This is a genomic window from Ezakiella peruensis, from assembly GCF_900215725.1.
GTDB lineage: Bacteria > Bacillota > Clostridia > Tissierellales > Peptoniphilaceae > Ezakiella > Ezakiella peruensis.
The window spans coordinates 484,547-506,568 of sequence record NZ_LT962469.1 but is presented as its reverse complement, the minus strand read 5'-3'; the positions used below and the strand labels follow the sequence as shown (position 1 = coordinate 506,568).

Below are 22,022 nucleotides of genomic sequence, written 5' to 3'. Positions count from 1 at the left end.
CCCCCTAGAAGCTTACAGATATATCTTCAATAAAGTTATCATACATATCCTTGTAGGCTACAAGGCATTCTTCTAGTCTTGGCATTTCTTTTACCTCTTGCAAGAGTCCATCAATAAGTCTCTTATTGATGCTGGTAGAAATTCTGGATGGGAGCATAAATTGTAATACTGCCATTTCAAGTGCCAGGTATTTGAATTCATTTATATTTGTTTTGAGTAGAGGGGTGATTGAAGAAATAAACTGCCTAGTCCTCATTATAGTTCTGGGGCTAAGAGGTGAGCCATATCTCCTCAATACATTAGAAATATTAGCTAGCTTGTTTTCTACATCTGGACTAATATTATCATGCTTGGCTTGTAAGCCTAGTATATCTGAAAGTTTAACAACGCCCTTGGGACTCATATCATCCATGTCTTTTTGATAGAAGTTTTTGCTCTCATACTTTGCTTCGACTGTTGCCGTCTTGTCATAAAAACGAGAAGTTAGTTCCAAGCTGGTATGGTCTTTTTGCAAGGTTGTAAAAAACCGCATATTATCTTTTAATTGAATTTCCTTGCCACCACCTAGATTTAAATAATCTTTGGATCCTATCTCGTGTTCTAAAAAGCTGGCCATATAGTGTTCTGGCATTGATAAGTTTGCGTTATCAAAGAGCACAATATGTGGCAGGTTTCCATCGCAAGTCTTGTCCATCATATCTAATAATCTCTTGTTGTTAGCGGTGAGCTCTCCAGAAACAGGATTGTAAAAACCAATTAGGTCTCTGGAACTCCTGATATCTGGATCGATATTTACTTTTATAAATAAACCGCTTTCTTCGCTTAAACCCAAAGCTCTGGCAAAGATGCTAACCATTGAGGTCTTGCCTGATCCAGTCTTGCCATTGATATTGGTTATATAGGACATGCCAAAGAGGACCAAGAGGTTGGCAACCATATTTCTCGAAATATTATAGTTATATTCAAAATTCATCATGTAGTAAACATAATTTACCAGGTCTTCTTTTGAATTAAAGCTGGCCAATTCAAATTCTTTCTTATCAGTGGAATCAAAGTTTTTGAGGCCTTTTAAAGTGGACATAAAATCATCCATACCATCTTTTCTCAAATCCTTAGCGATTACTCGACCAATATTTTTGTACTCGTCTACAGAATCTTTTAGCTCGGTCAAAACTTCGCCTTGGATTGTCTTTAATTTTTCAAGTTCTGTCTTGTTTTCTTGAATTGTTTCTTCCAAACAATTTTTTTCAGCGGCCAGGTCATTTACATAACCCATGAGCCTGAGTTCTTCGTGCCTTTCTTCCAATTCTTTTTCTATAGACGCGATTTGTTCATTAAGTTCTTTGGCCAATTCTTCGTTCTCTTTGATCAAAAATTCTCTGGAATCTTTAGCATCTATACTTAGCTTATTTACCTCATCTTGTAAGGCGTCTTTTTCTCTTTCTAGCTGAGATATTTTTTCTCTAACTTCAATAAAAATAGTTAGTCTGTCTTCAATTTCTTCAAAATTATTGTCCAAAATTAGCCTGATTACATAGTCCTTTAGCTTGTCATCCTTGAGCAAGAATGTAGCTATTTTAAACAGGAAATCAGTCCCCATTTCAGATTGCTTAATAATATTGCGGAAACGCTCAACCCTGTCCTGGCTAGCATTTGGATAAGTAACATTGTTTATAGATGTTAATAGGGCTTTCTTAAGTGCATTTACATCAGCGCTGTTGATATTTTCTTCGCGTTCAAAAACACTTAAGACAGTTTCTATTAGCATCTCATCTGAGATAAAATCTTGGACTTTGAGTTTGTCCTTATTTTCATCCAAAAAGTTTTTACAAGTTAAAAATACGCCGTTTTCAGCCCTGTCTCCAACCTTGAAAACAAACTTGTTTAAAATAAATTCCTCATCTATAAATAAATTGTAATCGTATTCACCAACAGCAGCCAGTTCAACCGTATTATCATTTACAAAATAAGTAAAAGGACCACAAATTCCATCCCTAGCCTTTATAAAAATTTGATCTGTATAAATTTTTTCTAAAACATAATCAAGTTTTCTATTTTCTATAATTGTTTCTAAAGAATCTTCGCTATTAATAACCTGTATAAAATTATCGTTTTTAAATCTTTCTAACCAAACTTCACTTGAATCATCCCCATAAGATGGATTAAATTTCATCCTATAAAAATTGTTTTGTTGATTGGTGTCAACTTCTGGTTCAAAATTAATCCTAATTGAAACCAAATGTGTTAGTTTGTCAACAATTTCTTCGGCTGAAAATCCTCCTTGTATGCGGACTTCAAAACTTCCAAGTTGGGGAAAATCCTCTGGATTAACTGGTAAGACTTCCCCATCACTTAAAATAAAACGCGGATAAACATAGCAAACCCTATTAATGCTATTTGAATATTCTCCGTGGGAATAATTTTCGTTGTAATAAATCCAACCTAAAAGTTCCTTTCCAACATAATCACAAATGCTCATAAAAATCACCTATCCTAAAATTTTGTTTCTTAAAATAAATATAATAATTGTAAAAATTGGCAAAAATAAAAGCCAATAGCTGTTTGTTCTCTTTCTGTCAAAGTCTTCGTCATAAAAATATACAAATAAATTTGCAAGAACCGAAGATCCCTGAGGGAACATGCTAATGGCACCAAAAATAGCCTGACTTGACCTTACTGGATCAAAATAGGCTAGAGAAATAATATAAATAGAAAGTGAAATTGCATAATTCACTCCTAAAAATATTGAAATAAAGAGAAGGCTAAATGTTAATAGCAGCCTATAGGCCCAAGCCTTACCATTCCTTTTTACCATCGTCCAAGCGTAAAAAAACGGAATCGATAATAGGACCATAAATACTTCAGAAAATTCTCCGAAGTAAAATTGCTTAAAGTTAAAATAATGGTAAAAGCCTTCAGCAAAAATAATGACAAAAAGAACTGGCCACAGATTAAGCTTGCCATTGTAGATGCATAAAAATATGCAAAATATTGCCATAGGTATGCAAATTCTGCCAATAAATTCACATATTAGTGAAAATTTTTGACTACCTATAAACTTGATGAAACCCGAGTAAGTAAAACCAGGTTCAGCTAACATTCTCTCTTCTGCAAGGCTCCTGTAAATTGTAGCATCATGTACAAAATACCTAGCAAATATATAAACAAAACTCAATGCAAAAAATGTCCAAAAAATATTTTGATAAGAGAAAAACTTTTTTGGAGCTTCCTTTGGCTTATACATATTATAATTCATACTAGTCATCCTTACTATTATCTTTGATGATGTCTCTCAAAACTTTATGTCTATTATAAAGCTCTGAATTAACAACATCTTTCTTGTGGTTTTTAACCATTTCATCATCTATTGATTTTTCAAGGTATTTGGCCCCGCCAATAAAGGCTAGCATTAGCAAATGAGTATATGAAGTTTTAATAGAAGGCTCAGATAAGGCTCCGGTAAGTTCAACAAAAAAGTTAACATTTAAAATATTATTATAACCGATGACCATTATAGCTATTGATCCTACATATAAAGCGGATGCAAGTATAATCTTGAATATATTTCCCCCAACTCTAGGGCTAACTAGTAATTTAAATACACTAACAAAGGCATAGGCCCCTAAAAAAAATAAATAAACAATCAAAAAGTTAAATAAACGTCCATACATTTTGATCCTACGAACCGCTTCTGCATTAAGCTCATTAGAAGATAATTGTCTAACATTATCCACTCTAACGACCTCCATATAAATAGCAACTATACAAAAAATAATAAATAATGCAATCCATAGGACTTTAAAAAATTTCTTAAATTTCATAATATCTCCAATATAACAAGTTTAGCTTGTGTTTTTTAAAAATTAAGGGGAGAGGCTAAGCCCACTCCCCTTTTTTATATAAATTTTATTTTAAATTCTTTCTCATTTCAGCAATTTCAGCTTCATTTGCTAGAACAAAGTGTCCTGGCTTAATTTCAGTCCATGATGGCTTATCAACTTCATAGTTGTGCATTGATGGATCATAAACTAAGTGGTGTCTGCCCTTTTCAATTCTAGGATCAGGAATTGGAATAGCTGATAGAAGAGCTTGTGTATATGGGTGAAGTGGGTTTCTATATAATTCTTCACTTTCTGCAAGTTCAACTAGCTTACCATAGTACATAACACCAATTCTGTCTGAGAAGTACTTAACAACTGACAAGTCGTGAGCGATAAATAGAATTGTTAGTCCTAGTTTACGCTTAATTGAGTTCAATAGGTTAAGAACTTGAGCTTGAATTGAAACGTCAAGTGCAGAAACTGGTTCGTCAGCAATAACGAAGTCAGGATTTGTAATCAGAGCTCTAGCAACACCAATTCTTTGTCTTTGTCCACCTGAGAATTCGTGTGGATATCTGTTGGCGTGTTCTGCTGTAAGTCCAACAGTTTCGAGCATTTGATATACAAGTTCGTTCATTTCATGTTCTGAAGAAGTTAAGTTGTTAATTCTTAAACCTTCACCAATGATTTCCTTAACGGTCATTCTTGGGTTAATAGAAGCAATTGGGTCTTGGAATATCATAGACATTGATTGGTTAACTTCACGTTTATCTTTTTTGTTTAGTTTACCAGATATATCCTTGCCTTTATATATAATTTGACCATCTGTCGGTTGATAAAGTTTGATAATGGTCCTACCTGTTGTAGTCTTACCACAGCCAGATTCACCAACTAGACCAAAGCTTTCGCCCTTATAAATATCAAAGCTAACATCATCTATAGCCTTAACAATCATCTTGTTCTTACCGCGACCTGATTTGAAGTATTGTTTCAAGTTTCTAACACTTAAAATAGGTTCTTCTTCTGAAGTTGCAACGTGTTTACTTACGCTTTCATAAGCATCGCTTCTTACCTTGTCCCTAAATGTTTCAAAGTCAATTTGTGGAGCTTCAGGGTGTAGTAACCAAGTTGATGCCCAGTGATCATCATTAACAGTAAACATTGGTGGTTGTTGTTCAAGGTCAATCTTCATTGCGAATTGGTTTCTAGGTGCAAAAGCATCTCCTACTGGAGGATAAAGCATATTTGGTGGTGCACCTGGAATTGTATAAAGTTCATGATTTGAGTCTGTTTCTAGGTCAGGCATAGCTGATAATAGAGCCATTGTATATGGATGTCTTGGTTTTTCAAAGATATCATATACAGTACCGTATTCTACAACCTTACCTGCATACATAACAGCAACTTTGTCTGCTAGGTTAGCAACAACACCAAGGTCGTGAGTAATAAAGATTACACCGATATTTCTTTCTTTTTGTATATCTTGAATTAATTCAAGAATCTTAGCTTGAACTGTAACGTCCAGAGCTGTTGTAGGTTCGTCACAAATTAGAAGTTCAGGGTCACAAGCAAGAGCTGTTGCGATAACAATTCTTTGTCTCATACCACCTGAGAATTGGAATGGGAATTGTGTATATCTAACTTCTGGGTTTGAAATACCAACTGCATCCAATAATTTAATAGCTTTTTGTTTAGCTTCTTCTTTAGATGTGCCGTGTTTAATTCTAGCTGCTTCGGTAATTTGTTTACCTATTCTCATAACAGGGTCAAGAGATGAGAGTGGGTCTTGGAAGATCATAGCGATTTCGTCACCACGGATTTCACTCATTTCTTTTTCTGTGATCTTTAATAGGTCTTTACCCTTATATATGATTTCTCCACTTTCAACGTTAGCGTTTTTAGCAAGTATTCTCATTATAGCTCTAGCAGTAACACTCTTACCACTTCCACTTTCACCAACGATAGCAAGAGTTTCACCGTTGTCAACATCAAAGTTAACTCCTCTTACAGCGTGAACTTTTCCTGAATAGGTATTAAATGTTACATATAAATCTTTTACTTCAAGTAATTTTGTTGTATCTGTCATTTTATCCTCCTATTCAATACCACGTAATGTTGGGTCAAATGCGTCTCTCAAACCATTACCCATCAAGTTAAATGCGATCATCATAACTGAGATAACAATTGAAGGGAAAACAGTTAAGTGTGGATGTTCAAGTAGAACCTTTTGACCATCTGCTAACAATACACCGATTGAAGATTCTGGAGCTTGAATACCTAGACCGATATAAGCTAGGAATGATTCACTGAATATTGCTCCTGGAATTTCAAGGGCGGCCATTGTGATAATGATACCAATAGCGTTTGGTAGAATGTGTCTAAAAATAAGTGTTCTATCGCTTGCACCAAGAGTTCTGGATGCAAGTACATATTCCATTTCCTTGTACTTTAAGAATTGTGCACGAATCATACGGCTCATGCCAATCCAACCTGTCATACACATAGCAAGAGCTAGCGGAACAATACCAGGTCCATAGTAGAATACAAAGAGAATAACAATAACTAGATAAGGAACACCGCCAAGTATTTCAATAATACGTTGCATGATAAGGTCTGTCCATCCGCCATAGTAACCGGAAACAGCACCGTATACGATACCTACAAAAATATTTACAGCCATAGCGATAAGAGAGATTAGGAATGAAACTCTAAGACCTCTCCATAGCCTTGTCCATAAGTCACGTCCTAAATAGTCAGAACCGAACCAGTAATAAACTGAAGTTGGCTTTGGTTCTAGATTTGGATTTTCAATTTCTACTTGTTTATATTGGTCATACTTTATTGTAGACATTGGAACACCCATAATTTCACGAGTGCTTACTGTGCTAACATAAGAATCCTTGTATTTTTCTTCAATAGAAGTTTCTCTAACTTCCTTCTTTTTTATACCAGAGAAGAAGTCAGAATTTGCCCAAGAAATTCTTGGAGTCATATTGGTCATCTTAACATTTTGTTCGTCGTATGTGAACTTACCAAGTGATGGACCAATGATAGCCATAACAGCTAAGATCGCTATAATAATAAAACTTACTAGAGCAGCCTTGTTCTTTCTAAAGCGGATCATAGCGTCCTTGAAGAAACCAATAGCTTCACCCTTTATAGCTTCGTCATGAATTTTTTCATCAAAGTGAACATATTCAAATTTTTCTTTTGGAATATCTAAACTTGGGTCAAGATTTACATTTTTAATATCAGCCATTAATCTCTACCTCCTAGTCTAATTCTTGGGTCAATAATACCATAGCTTAAGTCAACGATTAAAATTGTAATCAAGCTAAGTAATGAGAACCAGAACAATACTCCGATTGCAAGTGGGAAGTCGTGAGCGTTAATAGCGTCAACCATAACATTACCCATACCTGGAATTGAGAAGATCTTTTCAATAACAAGTGATCCACCCATGATTTGGATAAACATTGGGATAATGATGTTTGCAAGTGGAATAAATGAGTTCCTTAAAGCGTGTCTTGTTGTAGCTTGTACTTGGCTTAAACCTTTTGATTTTGCAAGCAACATGTATTCTGAGTTTAGAGCCTCAGTGAGCTCGGCTCTTGTATAACGTGCAACACCAGCAATTGAACCGAATGATAGCGCCAAGATAGGTAAAATCATTGAGTGGAATTTAGTCCATGTTAGGTTCTTTTCAGGTGTAGTAATTATAGGGAACCAACCAAGTTTAAATGCTAAGAAATATTGCATAAGTGTAGCGAATATAAAACTTGGAACTGAAATAAATAATATTATGAAAAATGAAATAACTTGGTCAGCAAGTTTGTTTTTTCGTATAGCTGCCCATATACCTAATAACATGGCTATAGGCATTGTAAAAATAAGTGAAAAAATATTAAGTTGCATTGAAACCGGAATCTTGGTTGCAAGAACTTCATTTACGGGAACTTTTGGATTAATAACTAGTGAAATTCCAAAGTCACCTCTTAAAAAATCTTTTAAAAAATATCCATATTGAGTCATCAAAGGTTCATTCAAGTGATATTTATCTTCCATGGCTCTCTTAACTTCTGCCGGCAATTTATTATCTTGAATAAAGCTTCCTGGCATAGAGTGCATAACGAAAAAACTTAGTGATATGATGAAAAACAAGGTTATCGCCATAAGTACTAGTCTTCTTGCGGTATATCTAATCACGCTCTTCTCTCCTTTCTCGTATATATTTGAAGAAAGGGGAATCTCTCCCCTTTCTTAATCAAATATAATAATTTTTAACTATATATTAGTTAGCTGGTAGTGGATCAAGTGGTGCTTGGAATGAAGCAAATCCAACGCCTGGGACCCATTGTCTGGTTAATAGGTGAATTCTGTCTGAGTATAGAACTGCAGATCTTGATTGATAAATTGGAATTACTGGAAGTGCATCTAATAGCATTTTTTCCATTTCAACTAGAGCTTCAATTCTTTCTTGAGTCTTGAAGATTAAGTCGCCCTTAACAGTTCTTCTGTATAGTTCGTCGAATTCGTCTGAATAGAATTGGTCTGTCTTGATACCGAAGTCTTGTGTATAAACTTCCATTGAGCCCCATGGGTTAAATAGACCGCCGACCCATGAACCAAATCCTAGGTCGTAGTCGCCATGTTCCATCTTGTCATAAACGTTGTTCCAAGGAACTGCACGTAGTTGGATGTCAAGTCTGTCTGGTCCGAATAGTGATTCATATTCTTTTTCTAGGAATTCAGCCATCTTCTTCATGTTGTCTGAGTTTTCAAAGTACATCATTTCAGCAACCATTTGCTTGTTGCCAAATGCTTCGTATGCTTTATCAAAGTATTCAACAGCCTTTTCTGGATCGTATCCATTATTAGGAGCTTCAATTGCCTTAGCTTCTGGAGTGTCTCTGTAGAGTTCACCCTTTAGAGCGTCAGCTGTTTTGATTGTAGCAACAATTGTTGTCATTGGGATACCAATCTTGTAAATGTCATTAACGATTGATTCACGGTTCATACCGTAGAACATAGCTCTTCTGAAGTTGATATCAGTTAAGAATTCTTTGCCTGGTACGTCTGATGTCATATTGATGTTCATCATCCAAACAGCTTCTCTTTCGTTAAATACTAAACGTGGGTCTTCTTCGTATTTGGTGTAGTTGTCGCCAGCTAGAGCAGCTGAGTCTGTTTCACCATTTTCGAATAATTGAAGGTTTGTGTTAGCATCTTCAACAACTCTTGATTCGATAACATCTGCTGTCCAGTATTCTGGAAGTGGATATTTATCATTTCTGTGGTATTCATAATATTGGTCTCTTGTCCATTCTGTCATAACATAAGGACCAGTAAAGTCAAGCATTTCAAGGCTTGTACCATAAGTTGTTTCTGTTTTGTCTTCGTTCATACCTTTTTCATAGAGTTCTTCTCTAACTGGTGAAATAGGTCCGTTTGTGAAGGCTAGCCAGAAGTCAACTTCTGGAACAGCATATGCTAGGTCAACTTCGATTGTTAGTGGATCTGGGAACTTGAGTCCAACTTCTTCCCATTTAGCTCCACCTTCAGCTAAATCTTCTTCGTTAACTTCAACATAGTTAGCTTGAAGCTTGTCGTTTCTTTCGTCGTATTCAGCTTGTTTCTTATCTTTTTCTTCACCATCTGCCATAGCATCGATTTCTTTTTTGAGTTCTTCTAGAGCAGCTTCTTCTTCTTTTTGTTTTTGAAGCTTAATGTTGTCTTCTGCAGTACCCAACCAATATTTCTTAGCGTTAACTACTTCTATATCACCATAGAAGGCAGTGCCTCTGTGGTTCTTTAGCTTTGGATCAAGTAGCATCTTCCAAGAATATTCAAATGTGCTTGAATCGATAGGTGTTCCGTCTGGCCATTGTATATTATCTTTTAATTTGAATGTCCAGTGTAAACCATCTTCTGAGTGAGTTGGCATTTCTGCTGCTAGTTCTGGAACGAATTTAAATGTGTCGTTTTCTTCATCATAGTAAACGCCAATAAGTCCAGCTAGTGTAAAGAAGAAAATGTCTGATTCAGCTGATGTTTGGTAAACGTGTTGGTTTAGAGTAGCGATCTTTGATCCTGAAACTCTTCTAACAAGTTCACCTGAGTTATCATCTGGTTCAGTGTCTTCTTTTTCGTCTTTTTTGTCATCTGTCTTTTCGTCTGTCTTTGATGTGTCTTCTGTGGCAGGTTTTGTGTCTTCTGCTGGCGTATCTTTTTTGCCGCAAGCTACCATGAATGACATAACCATCATTGCTGCTATTAGGATAGCTAATAGTCTTTTGTTCATAAAATCCTCCTTTGTTTTGTGGTTTTACCAATAATTCATATCTCTTAGATATGATGTATATATAATAACACATTGTAATTATTTTGTAAAGGGTATTTTGTGCGAAAATCGTATGTTCTTTACTGTTTTGTTAACTATTTATGGATAAGTGTTGGAATTATGCCTTTTCCCAAAAAATATTTTTTTCGAATTTATTTAAAAAATTTGATTTATATATAAAAAACGAGTCGTTTTTTATACGACTCGCTTCATTTATTAGGATATCTAGATATTAATCTTTTTGTCCAGTATATATGTTGTACCTGTTACAAATAAGGCTCCACAAATAATATCAAAGATTACTACCTTCCACATATTATAATCATAATAGACTCCAAAGATATTTACTACTGGCCTAATAGGTCTGAGGATGTATGGGCTGGCTAAGAAGGATCTTAAATAATTTACTGCTATTAATAGTAAGATAAAAATTGGAATCCACAATAGACCTAGCTTTTTGTTATTAAAAGTTACCTTGCTTAAGGAAATTGCAAAATAACAAATGCTCATTGTAAAAGTTGCTTCAAGTCCAGCCAGAAAAATATCCCTAATAATATCTGAAAAACCAGATAAAGTTTCCATCAAAACTGCCGCACTTTGTGTTGAATCAAAGGTTAGATAAGATAAGGCCATGTTGTAATAAAATCCCACAAGCATTGACAGCATACTCCATATAAAGACGATAAAGAGTTTACTTAAAATCATTTTATACATGCTTTGGGGAACCGAGAAGGTCAAATATCCCCTGTCCTCGTTTAGCTCATTTGAAAACATTCTTACGCTGTAAATTATAAAGCCTATTACTACTGATACTATAACGAGAGCGCTGGCAATTGTTATTATTCCTTTTAGTGCAACAGGCATATCAATACCAGAAGCTTTAAGAGTATTGCTTTGTTGGAAGAAAAATATTTGAATAAATGTCGATCCTATTATGCCTCCTAAGATAAAGCCCAAGAGGGTTTTATAACTGCCCTTAAAATCGTATTTTAAAAATTTAACCATTATATTTGCCCCCTATAAATTTCTTTAAATGTTTCTTCTATGCTCATGCCTCTTTCATTTCTAATTTCCTCGGCATTGCCTGATAAAATTGTGGCTCCATCACTAATGAATACACATCTGTCAAAAATATTTTCTATATCTCTGACGAGTTGGGTTGTGATGATAATAGTCTTTTTATCGTATGCCCTATCTATGATAGAATCCAAAATCATATCTCTGGCAAGCGGGTCAACGCCACCAATGGGTTCGTCAAGTACGTAGAGTTTGGCTTCGCGTGAGAAGCAAAGGGCCACATTTAATTTTTCTTGCATGCCCTTGGATAAGCTTGATATCTTTTGATTTATATCCAGGTTCATAACCTCCATCATCTTTACAAAGCTCTGCTCGTTAAAATCTGGAAAGAAGTCCCTGTAAAAATCTCTAGCGTTACTTATCTTCATCCACTTATATAGGAAGTTTCTATCTGGTAAATATGAAACCATGCCCTTAGTTTTTATGCCGGGTTCTTCACCACAAATTGTAATTTCCCCTGATGTTTTCTTGTGCATACCTGCTACAATCTTTAAAAAAGTGGTTTTGCCGCTACCATTTGGTCCAAGAACTCCAAGGACCTCACCTTTTTGTAATTCCAATGTCAAATTGTCCAAGGCGGTCTTTGATCCATATTTTTTTGTAAGATTAGTCGTTCTTAGAATTGTCGTCATCTGTCTTCTCCTTAACTAGTTCAATTAATCTTTGCTTGCTTATGCCAAGCATTTCAAACTCTCTTATAATATCTGAAACCCTAGACCCTATATACTTGTCCACAGTTTCATCTATCATTTCTTTATCTTCTACTATATATGTCCCCATGCCCCGCCTGGTCTCCAGAATTCCTTGGGCTTCAAGGTCTGTAAGCGACTTACTTACCGTATTTGCATTTATTTTAAAGTCCTTTGCCAGATCTTTAATCGAAGGAATCTTGTCTCCAGGCTTATAATCGCCAAGGATTATTTTTTTTATTATAGCGTCTTGGACTTGAACATAGATAGGAATTCTATCTGTAAAATCCATTAATATCTCTTCCTTTTTTTGCTAATTAAACTTATTGCATTAAATACAATAAAGTTTATTACGAGCATGGCTATAAAATACTTCCAGTTCATTTCAAATCCATCGTTTTCAAAATATCTTGATAGATTAAAGAAATTATTCATCGGCGTTAAATTATAAACATGCTTGCAAAGCTTACCCAAAAATGTATCGTATTCCATAAAGGCAGACATTATTTGTGGTATTAATAGATATAGTAAAAAGGATAGCATACTTGCAACACCAGATTTGCCAGATACATTATAAATCATATAAGTCCCACAATTCATTGCAAAAACTGCAAGGGTTATGCAAAATACAGCTAGGAGCATATCATTTAAATCCATGTGGGGATTTACTGGGTCAGCCTTAAATAATAGTGATGATAAGTAGACTAGAATAGTTAAGCCTACAGCCTTAACTATTCTAGAAAGAGTTGCTACAGCCAGGTCTCCCCATATAATATTTGATCTATTATAGCCTTTTTGAACATAATTTTTTTCTTCGAAATCTTTTTTAAAGCTTGCTCCCATAATTAATATTGATATAAAGACAGCCATTTGACTTAGCATTTGTGCAATACCAAAATAAAAATTATCCCTATATGGAACATCGTCAAAAGATTTCATAGAAATTACTGTCAAACCTATAGCTAATATTCCAAGCACCCACATTATCCAATTGTTAGAAGTTTTTCTGGTCCTGTAGACCTCTGCTTTTATATAATCAAACATTACTTTTCCTCCAATCTTTCAAGATAATATTCTTCCAAAGACTCTTTCTTGCGGGCAAACTCGATGATTTCGATTTGGTTTTCAGTCATGAGTTTTAAAAGCCTAGAAGTTTTTATATCACTTTCTATAATAAGGCCTTTATCCTCTTTAAAAGAAATATTTTCTTTTTTCAAAATTTCCTTGGCCTTTTCATTATTATCTGTTGATAGGCTTGTGACATATTTTGTCATTTGATTTTTTGCTGAGTGATTTTCTATAACGTCAATAACTTGGCCCTTTTCTATAATGGCAATATTGTCGCATAGGTTTTCAACTTCACTCAAGATATGAGAGCTAATTATAATAGTCTTGCCTTGGTCGTAAACCAAACTCTTAAATAAGTTTCTCATCTCTACAATGCCCTCTGGGTCGATGCCGTTTATTGGCTCATCCAAAACGAGTAAATCTGGATCACCAATCAAGGCTAAGGCGATTCCCAAGCGTTGCTTCATACCAAGTGAATAATTTTTATATTTTTTATCCTTGGCTTCGGATAATTTTAAGAGTTGCAAGAGCTTAAGGACTTCGGCTGAATCGTTAATGCCAAAGGCCTTAGAAAAATACATAAGATTTTGATAACCCGTTAAGTTTTTGAAAAATCCAGGTTCTTCAATCAAGGCTCCTGTCCTTCTCCTGCCATCAGCAAGATTATCAGTCTCAAACATTTTAATTTCTCCGTTTGAACCTGGCAGTAAACCCAGCAAGCACTTCATAAGAGTTGTCTTGCCAGCTCCATTCTTTCCTACTAAACCATAAATTTGATTGCTCTTAACATCGATCGATACATCTTTGACCGCGTAAAAGTCTTTAAACTTCATGGTTAAATTTTTTGTATTAATTATATCCATCAAGATCCTCCTTTCATGTCGTCCCTAGTGAACTAGTTACATAGTACACCATATTTATATGTTTGTCAATAGGTTTTTTATAAATTTATGTAAAAATATTTTTAAATTTTAAAAATAATTATGCACCTTTATTTCTTGTATGTACAAAGTCAATCAAAATATCTCCTTCAAGCTTGCAGGCTTCTTAATTTGTATTCGACTTACAGATTTTCATTGCAATTAAAAACCACGGCCTCCATCATATCACTACTGGATGTCGTGGTTAAATTTTATTTTTTATCTTTTAAATATTCTTTTAATTGCTCCAGTGCCCTCCGCCTGTGAGAAATTTTATTCTTTTCTCCTGCAGACATCTGAGCAAAGGTCTTGGTCTCTCCATCAGGTAAAAAATATGGATCATAGCCGAAGCCTCCGTCGCCCCTTGGCTCGTCTATTATCTGTCCCTTGCAAATTCCAGTAAAATAAGATGCCTTGCCATCTTCTTCAATCAAACAAATAGTCGACCTAAATTCAGCCGTCCTATCCTTGCCTTGAAGGTTTTTTATCAAGAGATCATTGTTATTTTTATCATTGCAAGGCTCGCCTGCATATCTGGCAGAGTGAACTCCAGGATCTCCAGCTAGAGCTTGACAAAAAAGACCAGAGTCATCAGCAAGAACCATGCAATCGTACAAGGCCTTTATGTCATTTGCCTTTATAAAAGCGTTGGCCTCAAGAGTATGGCCATCTTCGACTGGTGACTCATGGTCTGGGTGAGCTTCCTTGTAAGAAATTACTTGCCAATCGCTTAATATTTCTTTTATTTCTTGAATCTTGTGGGCATTTCCACTTGCTACTACTATCATTATCTAAACTCCGTCAAATAAACTTCTATAGCCGACACAAGTCCGTCGACAACTCTTTCTAAAAAGGCTGGATCTTTTAAAAGTGCCAGATCTCTTTCGTTAGTTAAAAATGCCATTTCAAGTAAAACAGCCGAGACATTTGACTTGCCCACAACGACAATCTCTGGCCTATTTTTGATGCCGCGAGAATTAAGTCCTGTGGCCTTGGCTACTTCATCATTAAATATCTGCGCAATCCTGGCCTGACCTTTTTCCTTGTTAGGATTTTTATCTTCAGATGCGTATAAAACTTCCATGCCATTAGGCTTAGCGTAATCAGATGCATTGGCGTGAATGGATACAAATATATCTGGCATCAATTCGTTGGCCATCTTGGCCCTATCGTGAATACCAATGTATGAATCCACTGTGTCGTTTGTCTTTTTAACAACATAGCCTAAATCCAGGAGTCTTTTTTCCAAAGATCTTTGTACTGGTAAGATGCAATCTTTTTCCCAATATGTCTTTGCAAAATTGCTGGCGCCCGGATCAGTTCCTCCATGGCCGGGGTCAATCAAAATCAAATAGTCTGAGTTTTTACCCGTCTTTACCCTGGTAATCTTAATAGAGCTGCCGTCTTGGTCAAGCGAACTTTCCACTTGAACATTACGAACCAAGTTAATGGTAATAATATTATTTTCAACAACTAAGTCTCTAACAAGAGAGTCGTTGTATTTTACAATTCCATCTGGAATATCCCTATCGATCCTTGCTGTTATCTTGTTGGCCACTTCATCATAGGTAAAATCAATCGGCTTATCATAATTCTTTATGGTAATAAACCTCTGTGTGCCGCTGTTTCTAAACTTAAAATAATTATAGAGAGATTCTACTGGATAAACATAGAGGTCATCGCCTACAGTTTCTATTTTTAAGTCTGGATACTTAATTCCATCTTCTATATCAAAGACCACACGCAAAATCTTGTCATTTGGATCATAGTTTTTGTCAGGGACAAACTGACTCATCCTAACGCTAGATATAAATCCAATAGCTTCTTGAAACTCTACGTAATTTGTACCCTCAAGTTCAGAGTCAAGGAAGTCCAGTGCAACTCTCTTTGGATTTTCAAATTCAAACTTTCTATACTGCTGCTTTCCCATGCCCTTTAAAACATAGGCCCTATTGCCATTGTGATCAGCAACTTGTAAGCCTTTAAACAAATGAGCATCGATTACAGCCAAAGTTTTATTTCCATCCTCCATATAAAGATTAATCCCATCTTGGGCTTTTACAAATTCAATTTCTATGCCATCTGGCTTTTGACTAATATTATATGATGGCGAATTTTTTAGAGCAGACCTAAAACTACCTAAAAATCTATAATCAGCTTGGGCGTTTGGGATAAATATAATTTTAGAGCCGTTGTTAGAAATAACCTTGTAGTCCATCTTGCCATCAAAATTAAAATACATCTTCGGAGTGGATTCTTCTTCGCCACTGGTCTGAACATTAATGAGATTTACCCAAGCATTGTTAGCGGGCTTAGTATTATCCTCATTTTTATTATCTTCATTTAAATTGTCTTTTGGATTAACCTTATTGTCATCCACTTCAGGCTTTTCGTCCTCTGCAAGAAGGTCTGGATTTTTCACAGCATTGCCTTGACCAATCTTTACAGTCATGGTCGCTTGGTCCCAGTCAATTTTTTGACCCATATATTCAGCAATAAATCTGACCGGCACATAAGTAAAACCATCTGTGTACCCTGGCAAGCGAACAATAGACGCCTTAACCCCATCAGGAGTATTGATTAGGCCAGCGCCCAAATTAACTTGGGCCTTGCCAACAGGAAACCACATCTTTTTATCCGCTCCCCTGATCTCAACTGTAAAAGTATTTTGGAGCCATATAACCTTGTAGCCCAGACTTTCACTTACAAATCTAACAGGCACATAGGTCCTTTCATTGACAACAAAAACAGGCAAATTATTGTTGGCAGCTTGGCCATTTATACTAATGTTTACATTTAATACTTCCCTATCTTGTCCATCTATATTTAACTTTGCCGCATCGATTTGCATGCATAAAGAAAATGTTAAAATTAAAAATATAAAATACTTAAAAAATTTCCTAATCATAGTGCCTCCATGTATTAAATTTTACATTATTCTAAGTTAAATTGCAAATTAAGTTCATATTACAGGGATAATTTAATTTTTTGTAAATAAAAACCATGCAAGAAAATTTCCTTACATGGTTATATGCTATTTCATTTCATTTAATTTATCTAAAATCATCTTGTTAACCAGAACTGGATCAGCCTTACCCCTGGAGGCCTTCATAACCTGACCTACCAAGAAGCCCAGGGCCCTGTCCTTGCCATTGTGATAGTCTGTAATTGACTCTGGATTTGCTTCCATAACGTCTGCAACCCACTTTTCAATAGCACCATCATCGCTAACTTGGAGAAGGTTGTCCCTCTTGATGATTTCTTCTGAACTGGTCCCATCTTCAAACATTTCTCTGAAAACTTTTTTTGCAGAGTTGTTGTTGATTTTATTTTCTTTTACCAATTTTAATAGATTTACAAAGTCAGCTTTTTCAAACTTCAAGTCATCAATTGTGGTTTCCAAATCATTGATTCTTCTTAAGAATTCGTTCATAATCCAATTTACAACAAGCTTTACATCGCCCACTTCTTTGGAAATGGATTCAAAATATTCTGACAAGTTTTTATCATTTGAAATTATGCCAGCGTCGTAATCGCTTAAGTCATAGGACTTGATTAATCTTTCCTTGCGTTCAGATTTTAATTCTGGTAAATTATCTTTGATGTTTTTTATAAGCTCTTCTTCAACAGGTAAAATTGGAATGTCGCCATCAAACTGGAACCTGTAGTCGTTGGATTCAGATTTTACACGCATGACAACAGTCTCTTGCTTTTCTTCGTCCCAACGCCTAGTTTCTCTGATGCCCTTTTCGCCCTTGGCAAGCAAATCCTTGTGGCGATTGAATTCGTAGTTCATGGCCATCTCAACGCCGCTAGTTGAGCCTATATTTTTTACCTCTGTTATAGCGGTTTTAAAATCGCCATCGACAATATTAAAGTTGCAGTCAACACGCATAGACCCTTCTTCCATCTTGCAGTCTGAAACGCCGAGCTCTGTTAATATATCTCTGAGTTCTTCTATGAAGGCTCTGGCTTCCTTACCACTTTCGATTTCTGGTTTGGTAACAATTTCTATTAGTGGAAGGCCTGCCCTGTTGTAGTCCATAAGTGTAATGTCTCCCATGTGATTGGCCTTGCCAGTGTCCTCTTCTATATGAGCCCTTTCCAGGTGTATGCGTTTTTTATTGCCATCGACCTCGATTTCTACATAGCCGCCAGCACAAATCGGCGTATCCTCTTGGGAGATTTGATAACCCTTGACCAAGTCTGGATAAAAATAATTTTTCCTATCCATTTTGATGACCTTTGCAATCTCAGAATTTAAGCCAAGGCCAGCTCTAATGGCCTGTTCAATAGCAAATTCGTTTATAACAGGAAGGGCGCCCGGCATACCAAGGCAAACTGGGCAAACATTTGTATTTGGTTCATCGCCAAAAGCTGACTTGCACTTGCAAAACATCTTTCTTTGAGTTTTTAATTCAACGTGGAGTTCTAATCCAATTAAAGTTTTCATTATTTCACCAACCCTTCGTATGCCATGGCAATCCTTGCCAAATTTGCATCATCTTTTTTATTTCCAATAAAGTGCATACCAGCATTTATCTTTCTTTCGCTTGTTGATGGAACAGAAATTGCAGGAAGTCCTGCCATATTTGGAGAAACTGAAAGTATGTCGCCTTCCATCATCTTCTTTGGATCTGTGGTCTTGCTGCCAAGTTTAAAGGCAAGTTCGTTGACAGTAGGAGTTAAAATTACGTCAGCATTTTTAAAAATCCTGTCGTAATCATTTCTAATGGCTTGTCTGATTTTCAAAGCCTTGCCATAAATTTGGTCTTTATTTTTGCTGGACAAAATATACATGCCAAGTAAAACCCTGCGCTTTACACTTTCATTTAAGCCCTCTGACCTAACCTTGGTCATGTAATCTTCAATACTTCCAGTATAATCTATGCCTGAATACCTAATCCCATCAAATCTGGAAATATTGCTTGAACATTCAGCGGCCACAAGGGTATAATAAGCGGCAACGGCAAAGTCTAAATACTTAAACTCATCTTCCACAATAATTGCCCCTGCATCTTGGAGGGCTTTAATGGATTTGTCATAAGCATCTCTTACGCCGTCTTCAAAATCAAAGTCATCAAAGTTTTTAAAGATGGCAATCTTCTTGCCCTTCAAATTTTCTATAGCCTGGTCATGACTTTTGTATAAGTCTGGCAAATCAACCTTAATCTTGGTCATATCATTTTGTGTGTCACAGGCAATATTTTGTAGGAACAAATAAGCGTCCTCAACTGAACGGCCAAGTGTGCCTACAGTATCAAAGGTATTTGCCAGGCTTTGAACACCGTACCTGGACACTGCCCCATAAGTCGGTTTAATACCAACAACTGAGCAAAAACTAGCAGGCTGCCTAATACTGCCGCCAGTATCAGTACCAATAGCCACGTCCACAAAGCCCATGGCAACTGCAGCAGCAGAACCGCCTGAGCTGCCCCCTGGCACAAGTGAATTATCCAAAGGATTTTTAACTGGGCCAAAGTATGAGCTCTCGTTGGAAGAACCCATGGCAAACTCGTCCATATTTAATTTGCCCAGTATAGTTGCCCCTGAATTTCTGATGCTCTTGGTCACATCAGCATCAAAAACGCTTTCAAAATCTTTTAAAATCTTTGAAGCACAAGTTGTCTTCATGCCCTTCACATTTACGTTATCCTTGATGCCAACTACAGCACCCCTTAGTGGGCCAGTCTTAGAATTTTTTGCCATTTCCTTAGCGGCTTCTAGTCCCAAGCTGATAAAAGAATTTATATTTTCATCTTCTTTTATATTTTCCAGGACCTCTGATAAATGCTCTTCTGGAGATAGCTTTCCTGAATTAATTAAATCTAAAGTTTCTGTTAAATTTCTCATTATTCACCTACATATTTATTAATAACAAAATAGCCATATTTTTTCCTGTCTGCATTTAGCAAAGCTTCTTCACTAGTTAGGCCTGCTTGTGGCTGGTCCGCATCTGGCTTTACCTCTGGAGAGTTTATATTGTAATCAACTTCCAAGTCTCCATCAAAATCACTTACATGCATGATAACATCAAGTGCTGATTTAAAACCTTTAAACATATGGTCTTCATATTCTATGCGTGCAAGTTTGCATATATCTTTAAATTCTTGTTCCTTCATTTTACCTCCAAAAACTCATCTATATCCATTACTCTAATGCCAAGTTCCCTCGCCTTATCCAGCTTTGATCCCGGCTTTTCGCCTGCCAAAACAATGTCTGTATTCTTGGAAACAGAGCCTGTGCATTTGCCTCCTTGACTTTCAATTATAGCCTTTAATTCATCCCTCTTATAATTTTCAAAGCTACCTGTAATTACCACCGTCTTGCCGCTAAAATAGCCTTCGCTAGTCTCTGCGTCCTCGCGTTCGATAGTGTTTACTCCACGCTTATCAAACTCATCTAGCATTTCAATTATATCGGGTCTGGCAAAATAATCCAAAATATTTTTTGCTATTATATCTCCAACCCCTTCAACTTCTATAAGCTCATCATAAGTCGAGTTTATAATATTATCAAGGGTCTTAAACTTAATTGAAATATCCCTAGCTGTCCTCTCTCCAACCTCTGGGATCCCTAGGGCAAATAAAAATCTATGCAAGTCTCTTAGCTTGGATTTTTCTATGGCCGCCAGTAAATTATCCGCTCTCTTTTCTCCAAAGAGGGGCAATTTTAAAAGCGATTCCTTATCCAAGTCATAAAGTTGATATACGACTGATATATCCAAAACATCGACTAGGCTCATGGCAGTTTTTTCGCTGAGGCCCTCTATGTCCATAGCATTTCTGCTACAGAAGTGCTCAATCCTAGAAACAATCTGTGGCTTGCAATAAGTTGAATTTGGACAGATCAGATAGGCCCCCACTTCTTTTAGTTCAGTCCCACAAGATGGGCAATGACTTGGTATTTCAATTTCCTTAGTGCCAGCAAGATCGCCAATGGTCCCCATTATCTCGGGTATAACTTCATTTGACCTCCTTACAATTACATCCGCACCAATCCTAACGCCCTTGCGATTTATATCGCCAACATTATTTAATGTTGCGTTTTGCACCATGGCCCCAGAAATTTCCACTGGCTCAAGGCTGGCAACAGGTGTTACCTTGCCAGTCCTGCCCACATTCCAAGTCACATCCAGGAGCTTAGTTTGAACTTCTTCTGCTTCAAACTTAAAGGCCAGGGCCCAGCGGGGGAACTTATTTGTAAAGCCAAGGATTTCCCTGGTCCTAATATCATTTATCTTTATTACTGCTCCGTCTGTCAAATAATTCAGTTGGTGGCGGGATTCGTCTATAAAATTAATTTCGTCAATCACTTGGTCAATTGTCTTTACCAATTTGTGATAAGGATTTACTGGAAACTTTTCCCTTTGCAAAAACTCCAAGGCCTCCATGTGAGTCTTAAAAGTTTTTCCTTCGATGTAACCTATGTTATAAGTGAAGACTTTTAAGTTTCTCTTGGCCGTTTCGGTCGTATTTAAATTTCTAAGGGCACCAGCAGCCGCGTTTCTTGCATTTTTAAGGGGAATCTCATTAGTCGCATTATAATTATCAAAAGCATCCAGTGGCATATAGCCTTCGCCTTGGATTTCCATAAGGCCTTTAAAATTTATAGCCAGGGGAAAGTTTTTTATAGTAAGTGCCTGCTTGGTAATATTTTCCCCAATAATTCCGTTTCCACGAGTTGCAGCGTTTACAAACTTGCCGTCCTCATAAGTTAAATTTATGGTAAGACCGTCAAATTTATATTCAACTACATACTCGACTTCAGGGAGGGGAGCAAGCGGATTTGCCTCATTATAAGCTGCCACTTCTCTCTTGCACCTTTCATCCCAAGCCCTTAGCTCTTCAAAGGATTGAGCCTTGCCAAGACTCCAAAGCTGGGCCCTGTGGGTGTATTTTTCAAATTCTGTTAAAAGGTCTCCTCCAACCCTTTGAGTCGGGCTGTCATCAAATTTAAAATTATTTTTGTGCTCCAGGTCAACAAGCTCGCTGTATAATTTATCGTAAACACTATCCGTAACAATTGGATCATCCAGAGTGTAATAGTGGTAATTGTATTCATTTAACTGGTCCACCAGCTCTCTCATTCTAATTTTAAAATCCAT

The 22,022-nt window shown here is 36.4% G+C and carries 18 protein-coding genes; all 18 read right to left on the bottom strand.

Going from position 1 to position 22,022, the window contains the following annotated elements; all coding sequences use genetic code 11:
* Positions 1–4 precede the first annotated feature (4 nt).
* A complete protein-coding gene (locus tag CUU59_RS02420) occupies positions 5–2,479 on the bottom strand; it encodes a hypothetical protein (RefSeq protein WP_099950423.1) in 2,475 nt (824 codons plus the stop codon).
* Between the two features lie 9 nt (positions 2,480–2,488).
* The gene (locus CUU59_RS02415; RefSeq protein ID WP_099950422.1) at positions 2,489–3,256 is read right to left on the bottom strand and encodes a hypothetical protein; all 768 of its coding nucleotides are present in this window, start codon (positions 3,254–3,256) and stop codon (positions 2,489–2,491) included.
* A gap of 1 nt (position 3,257) precedes the next feature.
* Entirely contained in the window at positions 3,258–3,821 is a 564-nt protein-coding gene (locus CUU59_RS02410) for a hypothetical protein (RefSeq protein WP_099950421.1), read from the bottom strand.
* Between the two features lie 85 nt (positions 3,822–3,906).
* Positions 3,907–5,907, bottom strand: coding sequence for an ABC transporter ATP-binding protein (locus tag CUU59_RS08300; protein WP_099950420.1), 2,001 nt, complete (start codon positions 5,905–5,907; stop codon positions 3,907–3,909).
* 9 nt (positions 5,908–5,916) lie between these two features.
* Entirely contained in the window at positions 5,917–7,080 is a 1,164-nt protein-coding gene (locus CUU59_RS02400; protein ID WP_099950419.1) for an ABC transporter permease, read from the bottom strand.
* Positions 7,080–8,027: an ABC transporter permease gene (locus CUU59_RS02395; protein WP_099950418.1), complete on the bottom strand. Its 948-nt coding sequence runs from the start codon at positions 8,025–8,027 to the stop codon at positions 7,080–7,082. Before CUU59_RS02395 ends, CUU59_RS02400 begins: the two co-directional genes overlap by 1 nt.
* 85 nt (positions 8,028–8,112) lie before the next feature.
* Complete coding sequence (locus tag CUU59_RS02390; protein WP_099950417.1) at positions 8,113–10,122, bottom strand: peptide ABC transporter substrate-binding protein; 2,010 nt, start codon at positions 10,120–10,122, stop codon at positions 8,113–8,115.
* 264 nt (positions 10,123–10,386) lie between these two features.
* On the bottom strand, positions 10,387–11,166 hold the full coding sequence (locus CUU59_RS02385) for a hypothetical protein (RefSeq protein ID WP_099950416.1): 780 nt from the start codon (positions 11,164–11,166) through the stop codon (positions 10,387–10,389).
* Entirely contained in the window at positions 11,166–11,870 is a 705-nt protein-coding gene (locus CUU59_RS02380; protein ID WP_099950415.1) for an ABC transporter ATP-binding protein, read from the bottom strand. Before CUU59_RS02380 ends, CUU59_RS02385 begins: the two co-directional genes overlap by 1 nt.
* Entirely contained in the window at positions 11,845–12,219 is a 375-nt protein-coding gene (locus CUU59_RS02375) for a GntR family transcriptional regulator (RefSeq protein WP_099950414.1), read from the bottom strand. The genes CUU59_RS02380 and CUU59_RS02375 overlap by 26 nt, the downstream gene beginning before the upstream one ends.
* Positions 12,219–12,971, bottom strand: a complete 753-nt coding sequence (locus CUU59_RS02370; RefSeq protein WP_099950413.1) for a hypothetical protein — start codon at positions 12,969–12,971, stop codon at positions 12,219–12,221. Before CUU59_RS02370 ends, CUU59_RS02375 begins: the two co-directional genes overlap by 1 nt.
* Positions 12,971–13,858, bottom strand: a complete 888-nt coding sequence (locus CUU59_RS02365; RefSeq protein WP_099950412.1) for an ABC transporter ATP-binding protein — start codon at positions 13,856–13,858, stop codon at positions 12,971–12,973. The genes CUU59_RS02370 and CUU59_RS02365 overlap by 1 nt, the downstream gene beginning before the upstream one ends.
* A 269-nt stretch (positions 13,859–14,127) precedes the next feature.
* Positions 14,128–14,703, bottom strand: a complete 576-nt coding sequence (rdgB, locus tag CUU59_RS02360; protein WP_099950411.1) for an RdgB/HAM1 family non-canonical purine NTP pyrophosphatase — start codon at positions 14,701–14,703, stop codon at positions 14,128–14,130.
* A complete protein-coding gene (locus tag CUU59_RS02355; protein WP_099950410.1) occupies positions 14,703–16,823 on the bottom strand; it encodes an N-acetylmuramoyl-L-alanine amidase in 2,121 nt (706 codons plus the stop codon). The genes rdgB and CUU59_RS02355 overlap by 1 nt, the downstream gene beginning before the upstream one ends.
* Positions 16,824–16,949: 126 nt before the next feature.
* Positions 16,950–18,368, bottom strand: coding sequence for an Asp-tRNA(Asn)/Glu-tRNA(Gln) amidotransferase subunit GatB (gene gatB, locus CUU59_RS02350; protein ID WP_099950409.1), 1,419 nt, complete (start codon positions 18,366–18,368; stop codon positions 16,950–16,952).
* Positions 18,368–19,768 (bottom strand): Asp-tRNA(Asn)/Glu-tRNA(Gln) amidotransferase subunit GatA, encoded by a 1,401-nt coding sequence (gene gatA / locus CUU59_RS02345; protein ID WP_099950408.1) that lies wholly within the window; start codon positions 19,766–19,768, stop codon positions 18,368–18,370. Before gatA ends, gatB begins: the two co-directional genes overlap by 1 nt.
* Positions 19,768–20,037 carry an Asp-tRNA(Asn)/Glu-tRNA(Gln) amidotransferase subunit GatC gene (locus CUU59_RS02340; protein ID WP_099950407.1) on the bottom strand — a complete coding sequence of 90 codons (270 nt, stop codon included), beginning with the start codon at positions 20,035–20,037 and terminating at the stop codon, positions 19,768–19,770. The genes gatA and CUU59_RS02340 overlap by 1 nt, the downstream gene beginning before the upstream one ends.
* Entirely contained in the window at positions 20,034–22,022 is a 1,989-nt protein-coding gene (gene ligA, locus CUU59_RS02335; RefSeq protein WP_099950406.1) for an NAD-dependent DNA ligase LigA, read from the bottom strand. The genes CUU59_RS02340 and ligA overlap by 4 nt, the downstream gene beginning before the upstream one ends.

Excerpts from the sequence above, each read along its gene's own strand:
- gatA (WP_099950408.1), bottom strand. The coding sequence starts at position 19,768 with ATGAGAAATTTAACAGAAACTTTAGATTTAATTAATTCAGGAAAGCTA.
- rdgB (WP_099950411.1), bottom strand. The coding sequence starts at position 14,703 with ATGATAGTAGTAGCAAGTGGAAATGCCCACAAGATTCAAGAAATAAAA.
- CUU59_RS02380 (WP_099950415.1), bottom strand. The coding sequence starts at position 11,870 with ATGACGACAATTCTAAGAACGACTAATCTTACAAAAAAATATGGATCA.
- CUU59_RS02410 (WP_099950421.1), bottom strand. The coding sequence starts at position 3,821 with ATGAAATTTAAGAAATTTTTTAAAGTCCTATGGATTGCATTATTTATT.
- CUU59_RS02375 (WP_099950414.1), bottom strand. The coding sequence starts at position 12,219 with ATGGATTTTACAGATAGAATTCCTATCTATGTTCAAGTCCAAGACGCT.
- CUU59_RS02340 (WP_099950407.1), bottom strand. The coding sequence starts at position 20,037 with ATGAAGGAACAAGAATTTAAAGATATATGCAAACTTGCACGCATAGAA.
- CUU59_RS02415 (WP_099950422.1), bottom strand. The coding sequence starts at position 3,256 with ATGAATTATAATATGTATAAGCCAAAGGAAGCTCCAAAAAAGTTTTTC.
- gatB (WP_099950409.1), bottom strand. The coding sequence starts at position 18,368 with ATGAAAACTTTAATTGGATTAGAACTCCACGTTGAATTAAAAACTCAA.
- CUU59_RS02365 (WP_099950412.1), bottom strand. The coding sequence starts at position 13,858 with ATGGATATAATTAATACAAAAAATTTAACCATGAAGTTTAAAGACTTT.
- CUU59_RS02385 (WP_099950416.1), bottom strand. The coding sequence starts at position 11,166 with ATGGTTAAATTTTTAAAATACGATTTTAAGGGCAGTTATAAAACCCTC.
- CUU59_RS02400 (WP_099950419.1), bottom strand. The coding sequence starts at position 7,080 with ATGGCTGATATTAAAAATGTAAATCTTGACCCAAGTTTAGATATTCCA.
- CUU59_RS02390 (WP_099950417.1), bottom strand. The coding sequence starts at position 10,122 with ATGAACAAAAGACTATTAGCTATCCTAATAGCAGCAATGATGGTTATG.
- CUU59_RS02420 (WP_099950423.1), bottom strand. The coding sequence starts at position 2,479 with ATGAGCATTTGTGATTATGTTGGAAAGGAACTTTTAGGTTGGATTTAT.
- CUU59_RS02370 (WP_099950413.1), bottom strand. The coding sequence starts at position 12,971 with ATGTTTGATTATATAAAAGCAGAGGTCTACAGGACCAGAAAAACTTCT.
- CUU59_RS08300 (WP_099950420.1), bottom strand. The coding sequence starts at position 5,907 with ATGACAGATACAACAAAATTACTTGAAGTAAAAGATTTATATGTAACA.
- ligA (WP_099950406.1), bottom strand. The coding sequence starts at position 22,022 with ATGGATTTTAAAATTAGAATGAGAGAGCTGGTGGACCAGTTAAATGAA.
- CUU59_RS02355 (WP_099950410.1), bottom strand. The coding sequence starts at position 16,823 with ATGATTAGGAAATTTTTTAAGTATTTTATATTTTTAATTTTAACATTT.